This window comes from Leptolyngbya sp. BC1307, from assembly GCF_002286735.1.
Classification (GTDB): Bacteria; Cyanobacteriota; Cyanobacteriia; order Phormidesmidales; family Phormidesmidaceae; genus Phormidesmis.
The window spans coordinates 39,840-59,872 of record NZ_NRTA01000009.1; the positions used below are offsets into that span (position 1 = coordinate 39,840).

At 54.3% G+C, this 20,033-nt stretch carries 15 protein-coding genes and 1 tRNA gene; 7 read left to right on the forward strand and 9 right to left on the reverse strand.

All coding sequences use genetic code 11. From position 1 onward, the window contains the following. Positions 1-560: 560 nt before the first annotated feature. The 3 genes from CKL79_RS07435 to CKL79_RS07445 all read left to right on the forward strand — a co-directional run bounded on the left by CKL79_RS07435 (position 561) and on the right by CKL79_RS07445 (position 5,201). Entirely contained in the window at positions 561-2,393 is a 1,833-nt protein-coding gene (locus CKL79_RS07435) for an NAD(P)H-quinone oxidoreductase subunit F (protein ID WP_121968956.1), read from the forward strand. 76 nt (positions 2,394-2,469) lie between these two features. Further along, positions 2,470-4,011 carry an NADH-quinone oxidoreductase subunit M gene (locus CKL79_RS07440; protein WP_121969027.1) on the forward strand — a complete coding sequence of 514 codons (1,542 nt, stop codon included), beginning with the start codon at positions 2,470-2,472 and terminating at the stop codon, positions 4,009-4,011. Positions 4,012-4,055: 44 nt separating this feature from the next. Then, positions 4,056-5,201 (forward strand): CO2 hydration protein, encoded by a 1,146-nt coding sequence (locus tag CKL79_RS07445; RefSeq protein ID WP_121968957.1) that lies wholly within the window; start codon positions 4,056-4,058, stop codon positions 5,199-5,201. A 27-nt stretch (positions 5,202-5,228) separates the two neighbouring features. On the opposite strand, the gene CKL79_RS07450 is transcribed toward CKL79_RS07445, so the two are convergent. Then, positions 5,229-7,007 (reverse strand): S-layer homology domain-containing protein, encoded by a 1,779-nt coding sequence (locus CKL79_RS07450; protein WP_121968958.1) that lies wholly within the window; start codon positions 7,005-7,007, stop codon positions 5,229-5,231. 221 nt (positions 7,008-7,228) lie between these two features. Here CKL79_RS07450 and CKL79_RS07455 point away from each other — a divergent pair, with 221 nt between their 5' ends. Then, entirely contained in the window at positions 7,229-9,757 is a 2,529-nt protein-coding gene (locus CKL79_RS07455; protein WP_121968959.1) for a heavy metal translocating P-type ATPase, read from the forward strand. A gap of 29 nt (positions 9,758-9,786) precedes the next feature. Here the strand turns inward: CKL79_RS07455 and CKL79_RS07460 are convergent, their stop codons facing one another. After that, positions 9,787-10,488 (reverse strand): Crp/Fnr family transcriptional regulator, encoded by a 702-nt coding sequence (locus CKL79_RS07460; RefSeq protein ID WP_121969028.1) that lies wholly within the window; start codon positions 10,486-10,488, stop codon positions 9,787-9,789. A gap of 654 nt (positions 10,489-11,142) precedes the next feature. Between CKL79_RS07460 and CKL79_RS07465 the strand changes: the two genes are divergently transcribed. Then, positions 11,143-12,168, forward strand: a complete 1,026-nt coding sequence (locus tag CKL79_RS07465; protein WP_121968960.1) for a hypothetical protein — start codon at positions 11,143-11,145, stop codon at positions 12,166-12,168. Between the two features lie 227 nt (positions 12,169-12,395). After that, positions 12,396-13,316: a cation diffusion facilitator family transporter gene (locus CKL79_RS07470; protein WP_121968961.1), complete on the forward strand. Its 921-nt coding sequence runs from the start codon at positions 12,396-12,398 to the stop codon at positions 13,314-13,316. A 51-nt stretch (positions 13,317-13,367) separates the two neighbouring features. On the opposite strand, the gene CKL79_RS07475 is transcribed toward CKL79_RS07470, so the two are convergent. Further along, the gene (locus CKL79_RS07475) at positions 13,368-13,994 is read right to left on the reverse strand and encodes a chorismate lyase (RefSeq protein WP_121968962.1); all 627 of its coding nucleotides are present in this window, start codon (positions 13,992-13,994) and stop codon (positions 13,368-13,370) included. A 96-nt stretch (positions 13,995-14,090) separates the two neighbouring features. Beyond that, positions 14,091-14,172: transfer RNA gene (locus CKL79_RS07480), tRNA-Leu, on the reverse strand. A 223-nt stretch (positions 14,173-14,395) separates the two neighbouring features. Here CKL79_RS07480 and accC point away from each other — a divergent pair. After that, complete coding sequence (gene accC, locus CKL79_RS07490) at positions 14,396-15,763, forward strand: acetyl-CoA carboxylase biotin carboxylase subunit (protein WP_121969030.1); 1,368 nt, start codon at positions 14,396-14,398, stop codon at positions 15,761-15,763. An 89-nt stretch (positions 15,764-15,852) separates the two neighbouring features. Here the strand turns inward: accC and CKL79_RS07495 are convergent, their stop codons facing one another. From CKL79_RS07495 to CKL79_RS07515, 5 genes are all read right to left on the reverse strand, one after another. Continuing rightward, entirely contained in the window at positions 15,853-16,215 is a 363-nt protein-coding gene (locus CKL79_RS07495) for a phospholipid-binding protein (protein ID WP_121968963.1), read from the reverse strand. 513 nt (positions 16,216-16,728) lie between these two features. Continuing rightward, a complete protein-coding gene (ispF, locus tag CKL79_RS07500; protein WP_121968964.1) occupies positions 16,729-17,205 on the reverse strand; it encodes a 2-C-methyl-D-erythritol 2,4-cyclodiphosphate synthase in 477 nt (158 codons plus the stop codon). A gap of 30 nt (positions 17,206-17,235) precedes the next feature. Further along, positions 17,236-17,973, reverse strand: coding sequence for a tRNA (guanosine(37)-N1)-methyltransferase TrmD (trmD, locus tag CKL79_RS07505; RefSeq protein ID WP_121968965.1), 738 nt, complete (start codon positions 17,971-17,973; stop codon positions 17,236-17,238). 103 nt (positions 17,974-18,076) lie between these two features. Beyond that, a complete protein-coding gene (locus tag CKL79_RS07510) occupies positions 18,077-19,126 on the reverse strand; it encodes a tetratricopeptide repeat protein (protein ID WP_141242173.1) in 1,050 nt (349 codons plus the stop codon). 70 nt (positions 19,127-19,196) lie between these two features. Then, the gene (locus tag CKL79_RS07515; RefSeq protein WP_205879030.1) at positions 19,197-19,931 is read right to left on the reverse strand and encodes a sigma-70 family RNA polymerase sigma factor; all 735 of its coding nucleotides are present in this window, start codon (positions 19,929-19,931) and stop codon (positions 19,197-19,199) included. Between the last annotated feature and the right edge of the window lie 102 nt (positions 19,932-20,033).

Here is a 20,033-nt window from a genome sequence, read left to right on the forward strand (position 1 = left end):
GCCGCGCCTAACCGCTTAGTGCTGACCACGGAGATCTCAGGTCAGTACTAAATGGTTAGGAACCAGCTGTTTCTACGCTCAAAAATTTTCCAGGCTAGCCTGCATAACTCACTGCGTCATCATTCAGAATAAAGTGACGCTGTCGCTTTGACAACATAAGCCTCAATGATTGTCATTAATATGAGTCATTATTAAAACTTATGAAGAGATCGTTGCTATTTGTGTTGAAAAATGAATTTGAGTTAACCGATGTAAGAGACCTAGCGCGACGATGAGAAGGGTTCACCGCTCAGGTAAGATGGAATTCTGAGAATAATGAGATGCTCGGGTCGCTCATGCGATCGCTCGTCTCTCATAAAAGTTTGAGTTTGAAAAAAGTTTAAGTCTATTGAAGTTTGCGCTGTCGTCTTTGCTAGGTTACCGCCCCTGAGTCAACTTGAGCGCTTTCCCTTTTCGACGCCGCCTATCTCCAGTTTTGGCTGGGCCATCAGCGCGACGTGAAGTGGAATATAGCCAAGACGAGATTTAGCCACTGTTTTTGAAATTTTGAAATGTCAGTAATGCAGTTTTTGATTCAATGGAGCTGGTTGATTCCCCTGTATGGACTGCTGGGAGCCTTGCTGGCCCTGCCCTGGGCTACCCGGCTAATCCGCCAGACCGGACCTCGGCCCGCAATGTATATCAATGTCTTCATGACAGTGCTGGCGTCTCTTCACGGCCTGCTGCTGCTACAGGCGATCTGGAATACCGGTAGCCAGGAAGTGAGCTTTGAATGGCTTGATGTAGCTGGGCTCAATCTCTCTATTTCGTTAGATCTGTCAGCAGTCAACCTGATCTTTTTGGAGCTGACCGCCGGGCTGAGTTTGCTCGCTCAAATCTATGGCATGGGGTACCTGGAAAAAGACTGGGCACTGGCCCGATTCTTTGCTCTGATGGGATTTTTTGAAGGCGCTATCAGCGGCATCATCTTGAGCAGTTCGCTGTTTCCGAGCTATTTCTTGCTGGAGATGCTGACGCTCTCTACCTACCTGATTGTGGGCTTTTGGTACGCTCAGCCACTGGTGGTGACGGCGGCACGCGATGCCTTCTTAACCAAGCGAGTGGGCGATGTGCTTTTGCTGATGGGGTTAGTAGCCCTGAGTACTTACGCTGGCAGCCTCCGATTTGACGATCTTTATGTTTGGGTAAAAACTGCTGATCTGGCTCCGGCGACGGCGACTTTGATGGGGCTGGCGCTGATTGCTGGCCCGACCGGTAAGTGCGCTCAGTTTCCGCTGCATCTGTGGCTCGATGAAGCGATGGAAGGCCCGAGCCCCGCGTCTATTCTGCGAAACTCTGTGGTGGTTACCTGCGGCGCTTATGTGCTGATCAAAATTCAGCCAGTGGTGGTGCTCTCGCCGATTACGCTCGATGTGCTGATTGCAATTGGAGTCACTACCGCCATTGGCGCGGCGCTGGTTTCCCTGGCACAGATCGACTTTAAGCGTTCTTTTTCGTATTCCACCAGTGCCTACGTCGGTCTGGTTTTTATCGCGGTTGGCACAGAGTGGCCGGGCGTGGCTCTGACGCTGCTCTTTACCCACGCAGTCGCGAAGGCGCTGATTTTTATGAGTATCGGCGCAGTGGTCTTCACCACGAACAATCAAGACCTGACGGAGCTGGGGGGGATTTGGTCACGGATGCCGGCGACGACGTTGGCTTATCTAACCGGTGCGCTCGGATTAGCAGGCGTGCTGCCTTTTGGCTGTTTTTGGTCGTTTTGCTTGGGGATAGATTTTTTGTGGCAGGAGCATCCGGTACTGGTAGGGGTGTTTTTGCTGGTGAATTTCTTGACGACGCTGAATCTGGTAAGAGTATTTCGGCTGGTGTTTTTAGGTAAGCCGCAGCCGAAGACTCGCCGGACGCCGGAGGTAGGCTGGCTGATGGCGCTGCCGATGGTGATTCTCTCGGTTTTTGTGCTGGTGTTGCCGCTGCTGATGGCGCGGATGTCGCTGCTGCCGCCGCTGGAGTACTTTAATTTGCCAGCCGTGCTGCTGCTGGTCGGCTCTGGTCTGTTCGGAACGGGGCTGGGCTTCTACCTGCCGCTGAACCGGGCATGGTCCCGGTCGAGTTTGGCTCCCCTGCGGGTACTTCAAGATTTGCTGGGCAATGACTTTTACACCGGGCGGCTGTATGAGGGCACGGTGGTCAGGCTGGTGGTACGGCTGTCGGATTTGAGTAGCTGGATGGATCGCTATGTCGTAGATGGGGCGGTGAACTTTGTCGGAGCGGCGTCGCTGCTGAGTGGCGAGGGGCTGAAATATAGTGCGTCGGGGCGATCGCAAAACTACATTTTGACTATCGTGTTCGGCGTCGGACTACTGGTACTGATGACGACTTGGGCGATGTGGTGATGCCAGGAGTCGTGATGCCAGGAACAGTGATGCCAGCAGTAGGAATGCAACGAGTGAGAATACGAGGAAAACTGTGATACTGAGCGCGCTGCTGTTAACCCCTCTGGTAGGGGCTTTGCTGATCAGCCTCTGGCCAAGGCCACTCGAATCTGCCCAGGCTCGCTTAGGGGCGCTGATTACCCTGGGGGTCACGATGGCCCTGTCGGTCTATCTAGTCAGCCAGTTTGACATTGGGAATTCCGGGTTTCAGTTTGTTGAGCAGATTAGCTGGGTGGAGCCGCTCGGGCTCAGCTACCGGCTGGGCGTAGATGGAATTGCGCTGCCGCTGGTGGTGATGAACAGTCTGCTAAGTTTTGTGGCAGTTTATATCAGCAGCAATGTGAAGCGACCCCGGCTGTACTATCCGCTGTTGCTGGTGATTGCCAGCGCAGTAGCAGGTGCTTTTCTGGCGCAAAATCTGCTGCTGTTTTTCCTGTTTTACGAGCTAGAGCTGATTCCGCTATATCTGCTGATTGCTATCTGGGGCGGCGAGCGGCGCGGCTACGCGGCCACCAAGTTTTTAATCTATACGGCGTTTTCTGGCATTTTGATTTTGGCGGCTTTTTTGGGGCTGGTCTTCTTGTCAGGGACAGGTAGCTTTGACTACGACCCGGCGCTGGCGCAAGGGCTGACGCTGGTGCAGCAAACGGTGCTGATGGGAGTTTTGCTGATTGGCTTTGGCATCAAAATTCCGCTGGTGCCGTTTCACACCTGGCTACCGGACGCGCATGTGGAGGCCTCAACGCCGGTTTCGGTGCTGCTCGCTGGGGTGCTGCTGAAGCTGGGTACCTACGGAATGCTGCGCTTTTGCGTTGGCCTGTTTCCGGCAGCCTGGCTCGATCTGTCGCCGCTGCTGGCCTGGTGGGCAGTGGTCAGCGTACTGTATGGGTCGCTAGCGGCGATCGCCCAAACTGACATGAAAAAAATGGTGGCCTACAGCTCTGTCGGTCATATGGGCTACATCTTATTGGCGGCGGCGGCGGCAACACCGCTGAGCATCTTGGGCACGGTTTTGCAGATGGTGAGCCACGGTTTAATTTCGGCGCTGATGTTTTTACTGGTCGGCGTGGTCTACAAAAAAACTGGAACCCGCGACCTGACCGTACTGCGCGGTCTCTTAGCGCCAGAGCGCGGTCTGCCTTTTATCGGCTCGCTGATGGTGCTAGGGGCGATGGCTAGCGCCGGTATTCCAGGGATGGTGGGCTTTATTGCAGAATTTATTGTATTTCGCGGCAGCTTTGAGAGCCGGGCTCCTCAGACGCTATTGTGTATAGTAGGCTCCGGACTCACGGCGGTATATTTTTTGCTGATGATCAACCGAGTCTTTTTTGGCCGCTTGGCGGTCAAGCCTGCCAGACTGGGGGTGCCTGTAGACACCGAACTGCCAGGGGTGAAGTGGCGCGATCGCATGCCGGCCTTAGCGTTAGTTCTGCTCATTTTCGCTTTTGGTCTACAGCCAGAGTGGATCACCCGATGGATGGAGCCGACCACTACCGCCTTTACGCCCGTTCCTGAACAAATGATTGTCCTCACGGTTGCGCCGGTGCCCGCTGCCTCGACCGCTGACATTCTGCAATAGCAATTTCGATCTCTGACCGGCTGTTTTATGCAAGCGCGATCGCTATGACCCCATCCTCTGCTAGGCAGACTAAGCTCGCTCCCATCTATTCTGCCGCAGACTACGTACAGCGCCTGCTAGCAGGACAGACTTTACTGCCCAACACCCCCGAAAACCTGAAAGAAGTCGTCGGCGTGCTCGACACCTATGGCGTTGTCTTAGACGCCTATGCTATCAACCTGACTTATATCGCCGAGCATCAGTTTTTAGTACTATTCCCAATCTTTAAGTACTTCAATGGCGAAATAACGCCCCAAAAAATTGCCAAGCACCTCTGGCACGACCGAATTAACTATGAGTATGCCGAGTACGTCATGCGGACGATGGTCTGGCACGGCGGCGGCGGTTTAGATGACTACTTAGATTCCGACGAGTTTTGGGCTTCCTGTAGCCCGGCGATTCAGGCCAGAATTCGGTTTAACCCACTGCTGCTGACGCTCAACCGATTCTTCCCAGACTATCTGCCAGAACAGGTGCGACAGCTTGCCTATTACTCGGGTCTCGGCCAGTTTTGGCGGGTTATGAGCGATATGTTTGCTAAGTTAGCAAAACAGTATAGGCAGGGAAAAATCACCGCGATCGCTGATGTCGTTGAGCTGATCAAGGCAGAGCTGGTAGCCAGTGCAGCGCGGCCTATTACCTACGGCGTTACGATTGGCGGCACCCGCTACGACATTATTCCAGAGTCTGCAGGGTTAACCTTCTTGTCCGATACGGCAGTGCCCTACGTAGAAAGTATTTTCATTCGCGGGACGCCGTTTTTTGGCACCGTTTCTTACAACGCTCAGGCGCATCAGGTGCCAATTGACCAGGCTCAGTTTGGCTACGGCGCACTTTTTGCCGACCCGCTGCCCATCGGCGGCGCGGGTATTCCCCCCACTTTACTGATGCAGGACATGCGCCACTATGTGCCGGACTATCTGCAAGAGATGTACCAAGCGTCGGTGCGCGGTCAAGATGATATTCGGGTGCAGCTCTGTCAGAGCTTTCAAAAGTCGATGTTTTGTGTGACCGAGGCAGCGGTGCGCGGCATGATGCCTTACCCGGCTGATACTGACATTCCCAAAGAGCAGGCGCTTAACCGCGACTATCTAAAAGCTTGGGTCAAACGGCTCGTAGACTCCCGACTGGATGTCGTACAAACCGATTGATGGCAAAGCGCTGTTTGATAGCGGGTCTTATAGTTGATTCGTGATGGTTCGTCGCAGAATTTCGGTGACCTCAGCGGCCATGAGCGCATCGACGTATCTGGCTTCTTGATTGGCATCGCCCGTTGCTTTAGCTGCTATTAGCGTAAAGCTCAGAGAATACTGCTGATGGGTGGCGGTGGGGTCGGGCGCGCCTTGCCGGGGCAGGCTGAACTGGACGAGAGCGCTGTAGGTGAGCTCGGTGCGATCGCGCTGATCGCTCCGACCAAACCCACTTTTAGAAATAATCACGGGCGATCGCACATACCCGGTCAATCCCAAAGTGTCTAGCGCGACATCTACGTACCGGGCGGTATCTGCGCCCATCGCCTGAATAAAGCTGGACAGGCTATGTCCCTGAATGCCGGGGATCACTGCGGACTGAGGCAGATGCCAGTGCCAACCGGCCATGGTCAGCAGCCGGGTGAGATCGTAAGTGGAGACCAAATTTTGACCCTGATGCTTTTCGCCAGCCGCCTGCAGCAGCACCTGCCGGGTTTTAGGATCCCATAGCTGCGGAAATTCGATGAAGGGCGCTTCACCGTAGCGTCCCTGAAAAGACAGCTGGCCGTTGCCCGTGAGCTGCCGCGTCCATTCCTCCAAACGAGCGGGCGTTTCAAAATGCTTGAACATCGCCGCGAGCGAATTAGAGGTGGCAATTCGATTGTCATAGGTGACAATGCCCTTCGCCAAATCGTCAAATGAGTAGCCGCTTTGCGTTCCGACTGCGCGCACCTGGCAGCGGCCAATCTCTACAGCAGGGGCAGCGATATTGGCACGGGCGGTCACATTCAGCAGCGGCACAAACTTAGTCGCGCTCCAGAGCTGGCGATCGCTCAGCGCATCTTTGCCTAGCCAGCGCGTTTGCAGCTCACCCTTTTGCACGGTAGAGACACACACACAGGCCGATAAAATATCTGACGAGAGAAAATCCAGTGCGCCCTCAGTCGGAAAGAGCAAATCGCCTCGGGAAGGGTAAGCCACCGGCTTTGTCAGCGGCGTCGCCACAGCAGCCGACAGCTGAGGCACAGACTGTAACTGCGGCGCGTATTGAGAGAGTTTGTTGCGGAAGGGCGATCGCTGAATGCCTCGGTCCAAAAAAGCTAGTTTTTCCGCATTAAAGCCCGCCTCCTGTCGATGTAGGGATTGAAAGGTAGCCTGCCGGTTCTGAGCCTGCTCTAGCTCAGGATAGCTGCGAATGAGTTCTTTTGAGGGCACGCTCAGCAGTCGGCAAAGCAAAGCAGCGACTTCACCGCGAGTAATGGCCTGGTTGGGTCGCAGCGGGCGAGGTTCGCTCAGCGGCTCTAAAAGCTTGCGATCTAGCGCCGAGGCGACCGCTTCTCGGGCGTAGGCCGGTATCTGGTCAATATCGCTAAAAGCTTGTGCCGTCAGGTCGGGAATCTGCGCGGCGATCGCATCCACTCCCTGTGCGGCCTCGATACCGACTGTTAGCACCGTGATGACCTGCACTCTAGAGATCGTTTGACCGGGGCGAAAGCTACTGTCTTCGTAGCCGCTAAATAGACCACGTCCGCTCGCCCAGGCGATCGCTTCACTAGCCCAGTGCTCTGCCGGGACATCGCGAAAAACTGCCGGGGCCTGACGCTCGCTGATCTGAGAAAACAGTTTGGGCATCAGAGCGGCAAATTCGGCGCGAGTAACCACACCGTCGGGGCGAAACGCGCCGTTGGGGTAACCGCTAATCAGGCCGCGTTGAGCGAGCGCTAGAATGCACTCGCTGGCCCAATGCAGCGCAATGTCAGAAAACATATTTCTCTCTACTGGCCGTTGTAGAGCCAGCTTCTATACGGGGACTATCACTACTATCACACCTCATCTCACCCGTTAACCGGATGGATTGAAGGGTTACTGAGCCATCATGAACCGGTGAATTGGGGATATCTCTACCGGCTGTAATGAACCTACTGCCCACAGGAGAGAAAATTTGACGTAGGCTCAAAAGAGGGATTCTCGACGCACTGCAATAATCTATGACCCAGCTCGCGCCATCTGCTCAGTCTGCTACTCCCACTGCTGACCCATCGGCTGATCAAAACCCAACTGAAACGGTCGTACTCGATGTAGAAGGCATGATGTGCGCTGGCTGCGTGAGCACGGTAGAAAAGAAACTGGCCCAGTGTGATGGCGTCGTCACCGCCACGGTAAATCTGGTGACCGAGGTGGCAGCAGTCGAATGTCGCTCAACTGCCGACCCGCAGGCGATCGCCCAGACCCTCACCGCCGCTGGCTACCCTAGCCAAATTCGCCCAGCCCACGGACAGAGCGCCTTAGCGGCTGAAACCGATTGGCTTGTCCGCAAACAGCAAGCCCAAAAAGACCAGGTCAGACAGCTAGCGATCGCCTCACTGCTGCTAGTGCTTTCCGTAATTGGCCATCTACAGCATCTGGGTCAGCCTTCGGCAACAAACGGCTGGCTCAATAGCTGGCAGCAGCTACCGGTACTCAGCACGCTTTGGTTTCATGGCACGCTGGCGACCTTGACGCTAATCTTTCCGGCTCGTGAGATTTTGCTCGACGGCCTCAAAGGCGTGCGCCGGGGCTCACCTAATATGAATACGCTTGTCAGCCTGGGGGCGGTGAGCGCTTACACAACCAGCCTGGTCGCCCTATTGTTTCCCCATTTGGGTTGGGAGTGCTTTTTTGATGAGCCGGTGATGCTGCTCAGCTTTATTTTGCTGGGGCGCACCTTAGAGCAGCGGGCCCGGTTTCAGGCGGCCAGTTCACTGCGATCGCTGATTGCCCTGCAGCCGACCCTGGCTAGACTGGTGCCGACTCCTGAGCTAACGGCTGATCCTGATGTATCTGATCGACAGATAGATCCCGCTGATAGTACAGCAGGTGTGCAAATTCCCGCTGCTCAGGTGCAGGTAGGCGAGTGGCTGCGGGTGCTGCCGGGTGAAAAAGTGCCGGTCGATGGCGTGATTGCAGTTGGCCAAACGACGGTAGATGAATCTATGCTGACCGGAGAATCGCTGCCGGTCGTCAAGCAGCCAGACGATGAGGTGGTCGCTGGCACGCTGAATCAGACGGGTGCGATTACGCTGCAGGTGTCGCGCACGGGCGAAAAAACTACCCTGGCGCAGATGATCCATCTAGTAGAGACCGCTCAGACCCGAAAAGCGCCGATTCAAGGCTTCGCCGATGTGATTTCGGGCTACTTTACCTACGGCGTGCTCACCTGTGCGGCTCTGACTTTTGGCTTTTGGTACTTTGTCGGTCTACCCCTCTGGCCAGACGTGGCGCAGACGGCGATCGCTCACACCCATCACAGCGCCCTGTCTCAGATGAGCGGGGAAATGACCGGAGAGCCTCTGCTGACCGGTTCCTCACGGCTGTTGGTGAGTCTTAAGCTAGCGATCGCTGTCGTCGTCGTGGCCTGCCCCTGCGCTTTGGGTTTAGCCACACCCACGGCCATTTTGGTCGGTTCTGGCATAGGCGCGGAGCAGGGGCTACTCATTCGCGGCGGCGATATCTTAGAAGCCACCCGAGGCTTAGATACGCTGGTCTTTGATAAAACGGGCACGCTGACCACCGGCAAGCCGCAGCTCACCGACTGCCTTCCGCTGACGCCAAACGTCTCAGCCGATCAGCTTCTGCAAATCGCCGCTACTGTTGAGAGCGGCACCCGCCATCCTTTGGGCATTGCCATTCAGCAAGCCGCTACGCAAAAAAAACTGCGCCTATTGCCAGCCGCAGACTTCCATACTCAAGCGGGCTTTGGCATCGCCGCTAATGTCATCACTCATCGCGAGACCGCTCAGTACTCTCTAGGCAATCTGGCCTGGATGGGGCAAAATGGCTGCGCCGTCGATAGCCAAACTCGCAGCACCGCTGACCAGCTTGCTCAGTCAGGTAAAACGGTCGTGTTTGTCGCTACCGGGCAGCAGGTAATCGGTCTGATGGGTGTGGCAGACGCGCTGCGACCAGAAACTGCTGAGACTATTCAGCGGCTACAGTCCCTGGGTTTAGATGTGAAAATTTTGAGTGGAGACAGTACGGCAGTCGCAAGGGCGATCGCCCAGCAGCTTGACCTAACTGATGACCAGGTACAGGCCGAAGTAACGCCCGAGGGCAAAGTGAAGGCGATCGCCCATCTGCAAGAAAGCGGTCACCGTGTCGGCTTTATCGGCGATGGCATCAACGATGCTCCAGCACTGGCCCAGGCAGACATCGGCATGGCCCTTAACTCAAGCACCGAAGTCGCAATGGAAACCGCTGACATTGTGCTCATGCGTGACGACCTCTCAGATGTACAGGCTGCGATTCAGCTCAGCCACGCCACCTTTAATAAGATCCGCCAAAATTTATTCTGGGCCTTCGCCTATAACTCAGTGTGCATTCCGCTTGCCGCAGGTGCCTTCTTACCGGCCTTTGGTCTGTCTCTCAATCCTGGGTTTGCCGGTGGTCTGATGGCTTTAAGCTCGGTGACCGTTGTGCTCAATTCCCTGCTGCTAAGGGTTAGCGGCCTCAAGCGTTCAGCGGCCTCAGCTACCGGCTAAGACGCGCTACCCGCGAAGACCGCGATAGGCTAGCCCTGCTTTTTCCAGTCGGCACTGTGAGGAATGCAAATTAGATTTTCACCATAGCTCTGGATCAGCCCGCCCTGACGCAGCTTGCCCATCAGCCGGGTAACCGTCACCCGAGTCGAACCGATTGCGCTACCAATTTGAGCGTGAGTGAGTGGAAACGGCAGATAGTATCCTTGCTCGCAAGGTTCACCATGCTCGTCAATCAGCAGCGTCAAAAAGCCCAGAAGTCGGTCAATCGTCCGGCGCTGTCCGAGCGTACTCAGCCAGAGCAGCTTGCGCTGATGCTGACGACGAAAAGCATCGAGCACCTCTTTTTGAAAGTGCGGCCAGGTATCGAGGTCGTTCCAGTAGAGCCAGATCACTGTCGTCTGGTCAACATGCGCAAAGCTCTGCAAAGTAAAGGGCGGCTGCGCGACTACCTCAAACGGCTGGCCGGCCCCGACAAATCCCAAGAAAGCTTCTTCAGCCGCGACAGCAGGCAGGCGGGTCGCGCTGCTCTTGCGCTTGGGAGTGGCACTGACATGGGCATTGCCCAGCAGCCTAACCGAGCCTTTTTGAACCAGATAGAGCAGTCCGGGCCGGGCCGGAATCTTCTCGTCTTTATTAAAGGTGCGACAGCGGTAATGCTCAGCAGCCCAATCAGAGATGCGCTGCCACGCTAAAAACGGGCGGGCACTGTCCGGTTGGGGAGGAGTAGACATGTTAGCTGCACTAGGATTGGGTTCAACTGTAGTAGATAGTGTCATCTAAATAAGAGTGAATAATGGCCTGACGAATGAGCACAGCGCAGACTTAGCAAAACCGATTCCCAGCTATCCGCGATCGCACGGACAAAGCAAGAGCGGTCTCTGTATCAGATAAAGCTGTCCGAGGGTGGTCGCGCGCAGCCATTTTCAGAAAGGGGCATTCAATGGCCGACATTCACACAGTCATTGCCGCAGTTGCTGCGTAACAGTACCTACAGTAGTCAGACATAAGCGCGTGAATAATGTAAGTAGACTAATATATATTGCTGGGTTTTGTATGATGAATTTATCTTCTTTACAACTACTTCAGCATTTACCGAGATAGTCCGCCAATAAATATTCAAAATCGCCCGTAAAATTCAGGAAAACACGGCTTGTCAAAGTGCTTTAAGATCCTCTATGGCAACTATGGTTCTATCACTTAAAGGAACCCTCCTATATTACTTAAGTAAAGTCTTGCCCGGCAGATGTGAAGTGGATGTATTCAGCTTCATTAATTTTTTACATCTTGATAGGAGCAGGTCTGATTCTGTTCACAGGATAAACTCAGCTAGCTTTGGAGACCGGCAGCGCTGCTGGCAGCGAATCCCGCTGCAGAAAAAGCAGCACATGACGGCTGCTCTCTACACCTCAGCCATTCCCCAGATGCTGGCAAAGTCCCCTCAGTTTGTAGAGCTGCCATCGCTTACAGAGGTTTCTAGGCAGATAGCTAATCAGCTCAATCAGCTTCAGTTAAAGACGTTAGATAGTGAGCTAGATCACAAGAATCACGACCTGTCTCTACTGCCGCAGTTGTGGTCAGAATTCGAGATAGAAACTCAGCGGCCAGGATGGGTGAGCTTTCGCCTTTCAGAAGTCGGAACCTCTCTATGGTTGCAGCAGCTTTTACAGCCAGAGCACTCCTCAATTTTTTTGAATTCGGCCTTCTCAAAGCTAGCTCAACCGCGCCCTAAATTATTAGATGGAGCTGATCTAGATCACACTCAGATCGATGACCAGCTGATGAATAGTTCTCTGAAGAAACCGATCGCAAAAGACAGCTCAAAAAGTAGTTCAGTTCCTGTTTGCTTCCCCCGCAATTGCCTCGCTGCTGAGCCAGCAGCGAGCAATCCAGGTTCTGACTTGGCCGGTGCCGATTTATACGGGGGCAACGCTACCATTTGGCGGGTGCAGTATACTCATGCCCGCTGCTGCACATTGCTGCGTCTGTGGCAGGTAGTACAGCCCGATCTCCGCATAGTCGGCAGCCCGTTAGTCGGCAGCCCGTTGAACCAAGCCTCAGTCCCGACTACCCTCCCCTGGCTTACTGCCGATCAGCAGCTGCGGTTTCATACCCTACAGGCTCAGCGACTGATCCAGACACTCATTGCCACTGCAGATGATTTGTTTTGGATTCCTTATCGATGGCCAGATCGGTCATATCTTTTGCTTCTAAAGTGTGCAGGTCAGCTGTGTCAGTCATTTGAGCAGTTTTACAGTGCTTGCCTGTGCGGATTTAGCCAGATCTCGGCACCATCCGTTTCATCAGAATCCCGCCTGTTTCAGGCCCGATTTGGTTTAGTAGCAGCCACTCAAAACCTGCTGGAAACCCTATTGCAGGGTCATTTAGCGGCAACAGCTCCAGATCTTCTATAGCGCTCCACTCAGTTTTGACTGTGCCAGTACGGCTGATGTCCACTCAAGATGACAAATTTCAACCTATCCCCTATATTGATGGAGTGTGAGGAGCGAACCAGTAAGGGCACCGAGACGAAACACGGCCAGTCGTCGGTGCCCTTTCTGATTTTAAATTTTTTGCTTGGATCTTTTCCTGACTGGTTTTCTGACTGGGCCCTCGTCCCCTTCGCGATAGCCTGTTCGCTATGAATGTAAGCGGACATCAGCGGCGAGTGAGCTACCGCCTGCTACTCATGCTCTTGTGGGTGGCCCTTCTGGTGTTTGCCGTCGAACTGACGGCCGGTTGGGTGAGCCATTCTCTATGCCTGCTGGCGGAGTCTTTGCATACGCTAGTCGATATTTTTAGTACGCTACTGGGTTTGGTGGCGGTAGCTTCCCCTCAGCGGACACTCGGTAAAGAGATTTGGGGCCACGGGCGGGGAGAGGCAGCGGGCGCTCTAATTTTGTCAGCTATATTAGGGTTTGCCGGGATTTCTCTGGTGATCATTGCGCTTGATCAGTTGGAAGCCGCTTTTCAGGCCGCGCCCGGTGCTTTTCAAATCGTCATGTCCCCCGCTCTCATCGGATTGATCTGGGGGATAGTCGGCCTAATGCTGGCGGCTGTGCTATTTGCGGCTTATCAGAGTAAACCCATCAATGGCTTGGCGCTAAAGCTCAATACCCAGCACATTTTAGCGGATACCTGGCTGACCCTGCTGCTGCTGGTCGGCCTGTTGGCTATCGGTCAGGGTTACCGTTGGCTAGATCCAGCACTCTCTATTGTATTGGTTGTCTTTGCTGTGAGAAGTTTCTGGCAGATGTTGCAACGGCAGTTGCCAATGTTGCTTAAGCCGACGGCCATTGCCCCAGAAGCGATCGCCCAGATTGCCTGTCAGGTAGAAGGCGTCACCCGCTGCACCCGAATCTTGTCGCGCGGCATGGTGGGTCGTCAGGTTTGGATCGAGCTGCACCTGGCACTGCATCCAGAGTTTATGGTGATTGCCCATACGATCGGCGAGCGAGTAGAGAAGTCGCTGCGAGAGCAGTATGGCCCCGTACGCGCCCAAATTTGGCTAGATCAAAGCTGCTACAGCGGGCTGTCAGATTCATCTAGCCGTCAGACGTAGTCGTCAGAGTCATAGTCGTTGGAACCATAGCCGTCAGCCAAAAGCTAGATCCTAACCATCACTGCCTGAGCGATCCGCTGAACTCATCGGCCCTAAATAGCGAATCAGATACGGAGAAAAAACCTCGTAAATCAACGTCAGCGGCTTACCGTGATGCCAGAACAGATAGTGCCGCCCCCAAAATGGCCCCTTCTGGTCAAAAGCCCTTTCTAGCGCAGCCGAATGGCCAAAGTAAATGCCCTGAATATCGCGGTAAAGCTCCGTACGCAGCTGAGCTAGGCTAGCCCATATCGGCAGCGATCGATTCTTTAAATACTCATCTACATGACTTGCTTCCCACCAAGAGGCGGCATAGGCCAGTCGCTGCCCTGAGGCCGTTCGCAGCCAAACCTGTCGCCGCAAATGAGGCCCAGGAACCTGCTCAATCTGGTCGGGAGCTTGGTCGCCCGTTTGGCTAACTGGCGACATGTCAATCACATCGACCTCAGTCGGCTCTCGGGTTAGCAGTTGTAGGTGCCGGGTTGGTGAACCATCTCCCAACATCAGTATTTGCCAGGCAGGAGAGAGCTGGTCATGAGGTAGACCCTGATTGACCACAGCTTTATCACCCTGCCAGAGAGGTTGTAGAGAATGCCAGGCGGCACGTTCGGAGCTGATTACAGGAGAAGCGAAAGCCAAAGCGTTTACAAAAGTTTACGTCTTTAGCCCATCATAGCGAACGAGCGGCTGACTTAACAGCTGACAGCAGTTCGCCATAGCTCCAGTCAAAAAATATGCGGATGGCGAGACTCGAACTCGCAAGGCGTAAGCCACACGCCCCTCAAGCGTGCGTGTCTACCAATTCCACCACATCCGCAGACAGCATCTGATGCTGAACGTGGAGCCATCGGATAGCGATTGGCGGCGTCTGAGGAAGACGACCCCGCTTCAGCCAATGGCTACACATCGATTTTTAACAATACGGCATAACGAGCTTTTTTAGCGACTTTCTTTCTGGCGCTGCGCCTACAAACGAGGGAACAGGTTCTGCATGATACGATCAGCTTCTTAACAACTCAGTGAAAAATGCTGGCTGCCAGATGAGTTTTTCTAAAATTTTAATTGCCAATCGCGGTGAGATTGCCCTGAGAATTTTGCGCACCTGCGAAGAGATGGGGATTGCGACGGTGGCAGTGCACTCTACGGTAGATCGCCATGCGCTGCATGTGCAGCTTGCTGACGAAGCCGTTTGCATTGGTGAAGCCCCTAGCAGCAAGAGCTATCTTAATATTCCTAATATCATTGCCGCAGCGCTAACGCGGGGGGCAACAGCGATTCATCCAGGCTATGGCTTTTTGGCTGAAAATGCCCGCTTTGCTGAAATCTGCGCTGACCACAATCTTACTTTTATTGGCCCTACCGCTGAGGCGATGCGCTCGATGGGCGATAAGTCTACCGCTAAGGCCACTATGCAGCGCGTAAAGGTGCCAACTGTGCCTGGCAGTGAAGGTCTGCTCACCAGTACAGAAGAAGCGGCTAAGCTAGCAGCCGCCATTGGCTATCCAGTGATCATCAAGGCGACGGCAGGTGGGGGCGGGCGAGGTATGCGCCTGGTCCGAGATGATAGCGAGCTGAGCAAAATGTTTTCAGCCGCTCAGGGCGAGGCGGAAGCGGCCTTTGGCAACCCTGGCATCTATCTAGAGAAGTTTGTCGAAAATCCGCGCCATATTGAGTTTCAAATTTTGGCTGACAGCTATGGCAATGTTGTGCATTTAGGTGAGCGCGACTGCTCGATTCAGCGCCGTCATCAGAAGCTGCTAGAAGAGGCTCCGAGTGCGGTTTTAGATGCAGATTTGCGCAGTCGTATGGGCGAAGCGGCAGTGCGAGCGGCTCAGTCAATTAACTATGTAGGCGCTGGCACAGTGGAGTTTTTGGTGGATCAGACCGGTAGCTTTTATTTCATGGAGATGAATACGCGCATTCAGGTAGAGCATCCGGTGACCGAGATGGTGACGGGCATCGATCTGATTGCCGAGCAAATTCGGGTGGCGCAGGGCGATCGCCTACCCTTCACCCAAGCCGACATCGAACTACGCGGGCATGCCATAGAGTGCCGCATCAATGCTGAAGATCCGGAACACAACTTTCGGCCAAACCCAGGTCGCATCAGCGGCTATCTGCCTCCCGGTGGGTTCGGCGTTCGCATGGACTCTCACGTCTACACAGATTACGAGATTCCGCCCTACTACGATTCGCTCATTGGCAAGCTGATCGTCTGGGGCCCCGACCGCGCGACCGCCATTAGCCGCATGAAGCGCGCCCTGCGTGAATGTGCAATTACTGGACTACCCACCACGATTGGGTTTCATCAGCAGGTACTAGAAAACCCTGACTTCTTAAAAGGAGAGGTGTACACCAATTTTGTCGCTACGATGATGGCGAAAACAACAGTGGCACAGGCGACTTAAGGGCCTGTGCCAGAACAGCTTGCCGAATCGCGGTGAGACTTGCCTGCCTGCCCTACGTAGTTTCTGTATACGTAGCTCCTCAGCTAGCCTCAGGCAGCTACGTCATCTTCTATAAAGGTGACCCGGTAAAGCTCGACAACAGCAGTCCCCTCTACCTTGTTAGCCAGACTGACCAAGCGGTTGAGTAAGTGGCGTGAAGCGATCACCCCAGTCAGGATCACCACGCAGCCGCGCTGACGCACTTTAAGCTGGGTGACTTCATCGCCGACAGACTGCTGAAAGCAGTGCATAACGCGCTTTGCCAGACCGTTGTAGTCATACTCGCCTTGAATTCCGATGCGCTCAGGTGGGCTCTCGCGAAAGCTACTGATAGAAAAGCCGGTTGTCACCGCCCCAAATGTCTTATCAACTGCCGGAATTAACACTACTGAAGATTCGCCCAACACACCCATGATTTCACCCTTCTAAGTCAAACAGCAGTCACACAGTCAGCAGTCACACAGTCATCTCGCACGGCTCTGTAGCCCAAGCATCGAACGTAATCTCTGAAATCTACCCATTGGATCTAGCCCCAGGCAGATTTATTAAAGCTAACGCCGTATAAATTAGCACGTAACTAAGAACAGCTAGCTGCTAATCTCGCCGACAACTAACTTCCTATTCAAGACCGTCCCTAGCAATACGCAAAGTTTGAGTGAGTCTTTACAGACGGCCTTTCAAACCAGGCTAAATCCTTGATGTACCTACCTTTAATAATTGACAAAGATTGTATAAACAATACTGGGATATTTGCGTATATTCTGATACTTCTCTTTGTCTGTTTCTCTAAAGTGCCGTATTTCCGCTAGGACTTGGTTTACTTTTGAATAAAGTTAGTCACTTCCCATGAAAATATAGTGAAGCTTGGCCAAATCATAGAGAGCGGTGGCCAGATTCTAAAATTGTCTACTGCTTTTATCTGGAGACTACTTTTGCAGTAAAGCAACTGCGTAGGCGGCGATGCCTTCTTCGCGGCCCAGAGGGCCCAGCTTCTCGTGAGTAGTTGCCTTGATGCCGATCTGATCGGGCTCGATGGCTAAGGTTTTGGCTAGGCGATCGCACATGGTGCGAATATGCGGTTTGAGCTTTGGCTGCTCGGCAATAACGACGCTGTCAATATTACTGATGTGCCAGCCGCGATCGCGTACAAGCTGATGCACCTGGGCTAGCAGCTGCTGGCTATCGGCACCGGCCCACTGCGGATCGTCCGGGGGAAAGTAAAGCCCGATATCGCCCAAGCTCAGCGCCCCCAGCAGCGCATCCATAATCGCGTGCGTTAGCGCATCAGCATCGCTATGGCCTAGCAGACCCTGCGTATGGGGAATCTCTACTCCCCCTAAAATCAGCTTGCGACCCGTCGTCAGCCGGTGAATGTCATAGCCGTTGCCGATCCGAATGTTCATAAGTTCCGAATGTTTATAAGTAGAGTGGCGCTATTGATCGGCGCGGTTCTCAGTTTTTGCAGAAGACTGCTGCCAGCGCTCAAACAGGTCGGGGCGACGTTGCCGGGTTCGCTCAATTTGCTGCTGCTGCCGCCACCTGGCGATCGCACCGTGATCGCCAGAGGTGAGCACCTCGGGTACCGGCCACTGGCGAAACTGGGCCGGGCGGGTGTACTGCGGATAATCTAACAAATCGGTTTCAAAGCTCTCGTACTTTAGCGAATCTGCCTTGCCCACCGTACCCGGCAGCAAACGAATCACCCCGTTGAGCAGCGCCAGAGCAGGAATCTCTCCACAGGTCAGGACAAAATCGCCCAGAGAGACTTCTTGCGTGACTAGATTGAGCACTCGCTCATCGACCCCTTCATAGTGGCCGCAAATAATCACCAGCTGGTCAAACTCGGTAGAGAGTTCTCTGAACAGCGGCTGATTCATCGTTTGCCCCTGCGGCGTCATCAAGATCACAGCTCGCCGTGGGCACTGTGGCAGCGACTCCACTGCCGCGAAGATGGGTTCCGGCTTCATCACCATACCGACGCCCCCACCGTAGGGAATATCGTCTACCTTATGGTGCTTATCGGTCGTAAAATCGCGCGGGTTAGTCACCTGTACCGCTGCGATTTGCCGCTTGAGTGCACGCCCTAAGAGCCCAGAACTCAGCGGCGAGGTAAAAAAGTCAGGAAACAAGCTGACAATATCAAATCGCAGCGGCGTAGGCAGAGCGTCCATGAGCAATTTATCCGGGTGCGAAGCCCCTTAAACCCTCAGGATAATACCGCATGGGCTGAGCTAACGAAACCCGGTAAACGGCTCAATCTACCGTTAGCAGTGCTCAGTTGTTCATACGAGCGGATAGCGACAGCAGGCGGTTGGTGAGTTCTGCCTGAACCTGCTTGCGCTCCAGGGTGTGAGCAAGTGTTAGCGCCCGTTGAAAAGCGTCATAGGCAGCCGCTAGATCGCCATTGTCCTGATAGATCTCACCTAACGTGCGCAGGGTGAGCAGGTGCTGCCAATCGTCGCCAGTGCGCAGCGTCAGCGCAATCCGGTCATTGAGATAGGCTGATAGCTGAGCAGGCTCATCGCGCTGACGGTAGATGGCGATCAGCCCGTCAATTGCCCGTAGCTGAATGTAAGGATCGTCAATATCGCGGGCCAGGGAGAGCGAAAGGCGGTAGGCTCCAATCGCTGATCGAATTTCGCCAGTGGCGAGGTAGACATCGCCTAAGTTGCTATCGGTGTTGGCTTGCCCGGCGTAGTCGCGGGCTCTGGCCCGGTAGTTTGCGGCTATCTCGTAGTATTTGCGGGCGTCGCTAGTCTGCCCTTGGGCAGCGGCCACTAGGCCCAAGTTGCTCATGGATAGGCCGATGCCGCTCTCGCTGTTGATAGATTGAGCGATCGCCAGCCCTTCGGTAAAGGAAGCTTGAGCAACCGTTAGGTCACCACTTTGGAGGACGAGGGTGCCAAGGTTGTTGAGCGCTAGGATCTGATCGCTAAAGTTCAAGTTGCTGCGAGCAACCCCTAGCTGCTGCCGCACAATTCGCTCAGCTGCGTCATATTCGCCGAGGCGACTGTAGATTTTAACGAGCTGCTCATAAGCCTCGCCCATGCCGACAAAATCACCCAGGTAGTGATAGGCCTCGGCAGCTGACTGTAGGGCGGTAATTGCCGTCGGGTACTCCCCCTGGTTAATCTGCTCCCGGCCCAGCAGCAGAAACTGGTCAGCAATATCACGCTGCTCGCGGACTTCCTGTCGCGGACTGTGGAGTTGCTCAGTGAGGCTACTCGCAGCTTTTGCAGGAATGCCTGCGCTCAGTGACACTGCCAGCGCTATCGCAGACAGCGGCCCCAGACAATACCAGCGATCCGTATGCCAGCGATCCATCGTTAATTCCTCATCAGCCCAGCGATGTTGCCCGGTGGTGCCAGGCGGTGATGAGCCTAAGGTACCCAAATTAGCTGACGGGCAAATTCATCTCGTCAAATTCAATCGTCATCAGTCCTGTGAGAGCTGCTGAGGGCACTGGTGAGGGAGTTGGCGCGATCGCTGCCGGGCGGTCTAAATAGATAGACTTGATATCTGCGGGAATAGCCTGCTCCAGAGCGCTATAGGCCACTTCTAGCTCTGCCTGCACGGTTTGGGGAGAGATCTGCGATCCTTCTGCCTGCAGATAAGCTGCAATGCGAGTTTCGCTCCAGTGAAAGGTTTGGGCCATCAGCACCATCAGCCGGTGCGAGGGAGAGAGGCTTTCGAGGGCGCGCTCGGTGTAGCACCACAGCGGCGGCGGCGCGGCGCTCAGGGCGTAGTGAATAGATTCCACATCGGGCAGTATCGCCTGATTGATATGGGCGGCTGTAAGGTTGATTAGCCACTTTTGTAAAGAAAAATCGGCGCTGGGGCGATCGCTCGTAGCGGCAACTGGGTCATTCCAAAGTGACAGCTCAAGCCCGCCTAACTCGTTGAGAATATGCCGCCAGGTCAGTGCGAATAAATAGTCCGCTTGCACAGGCGATCGCGCTGAATGCCGAATCAGCGAATACACTACCGAGCTGTAGCGACAAAAAATCGCTGTGAAAAACCGTCCATCAGAGGGCGACTTTTGCAGTTTGTTTACCAGTTCGCGATCGCTGCAGTGAGCTAGCTTTTTAACCAAATCGCGATCGCATTCAGGAAAAGTAGGGATGTTCACAGGCTTTTCAATCAGCTTTTGTTGATATCTATCGTTGATTCAGCTTGCCCGCCTCTGGCCTCTGGCTATCATTGCGCATTATCTAGCGGGCATTCTGCTGGC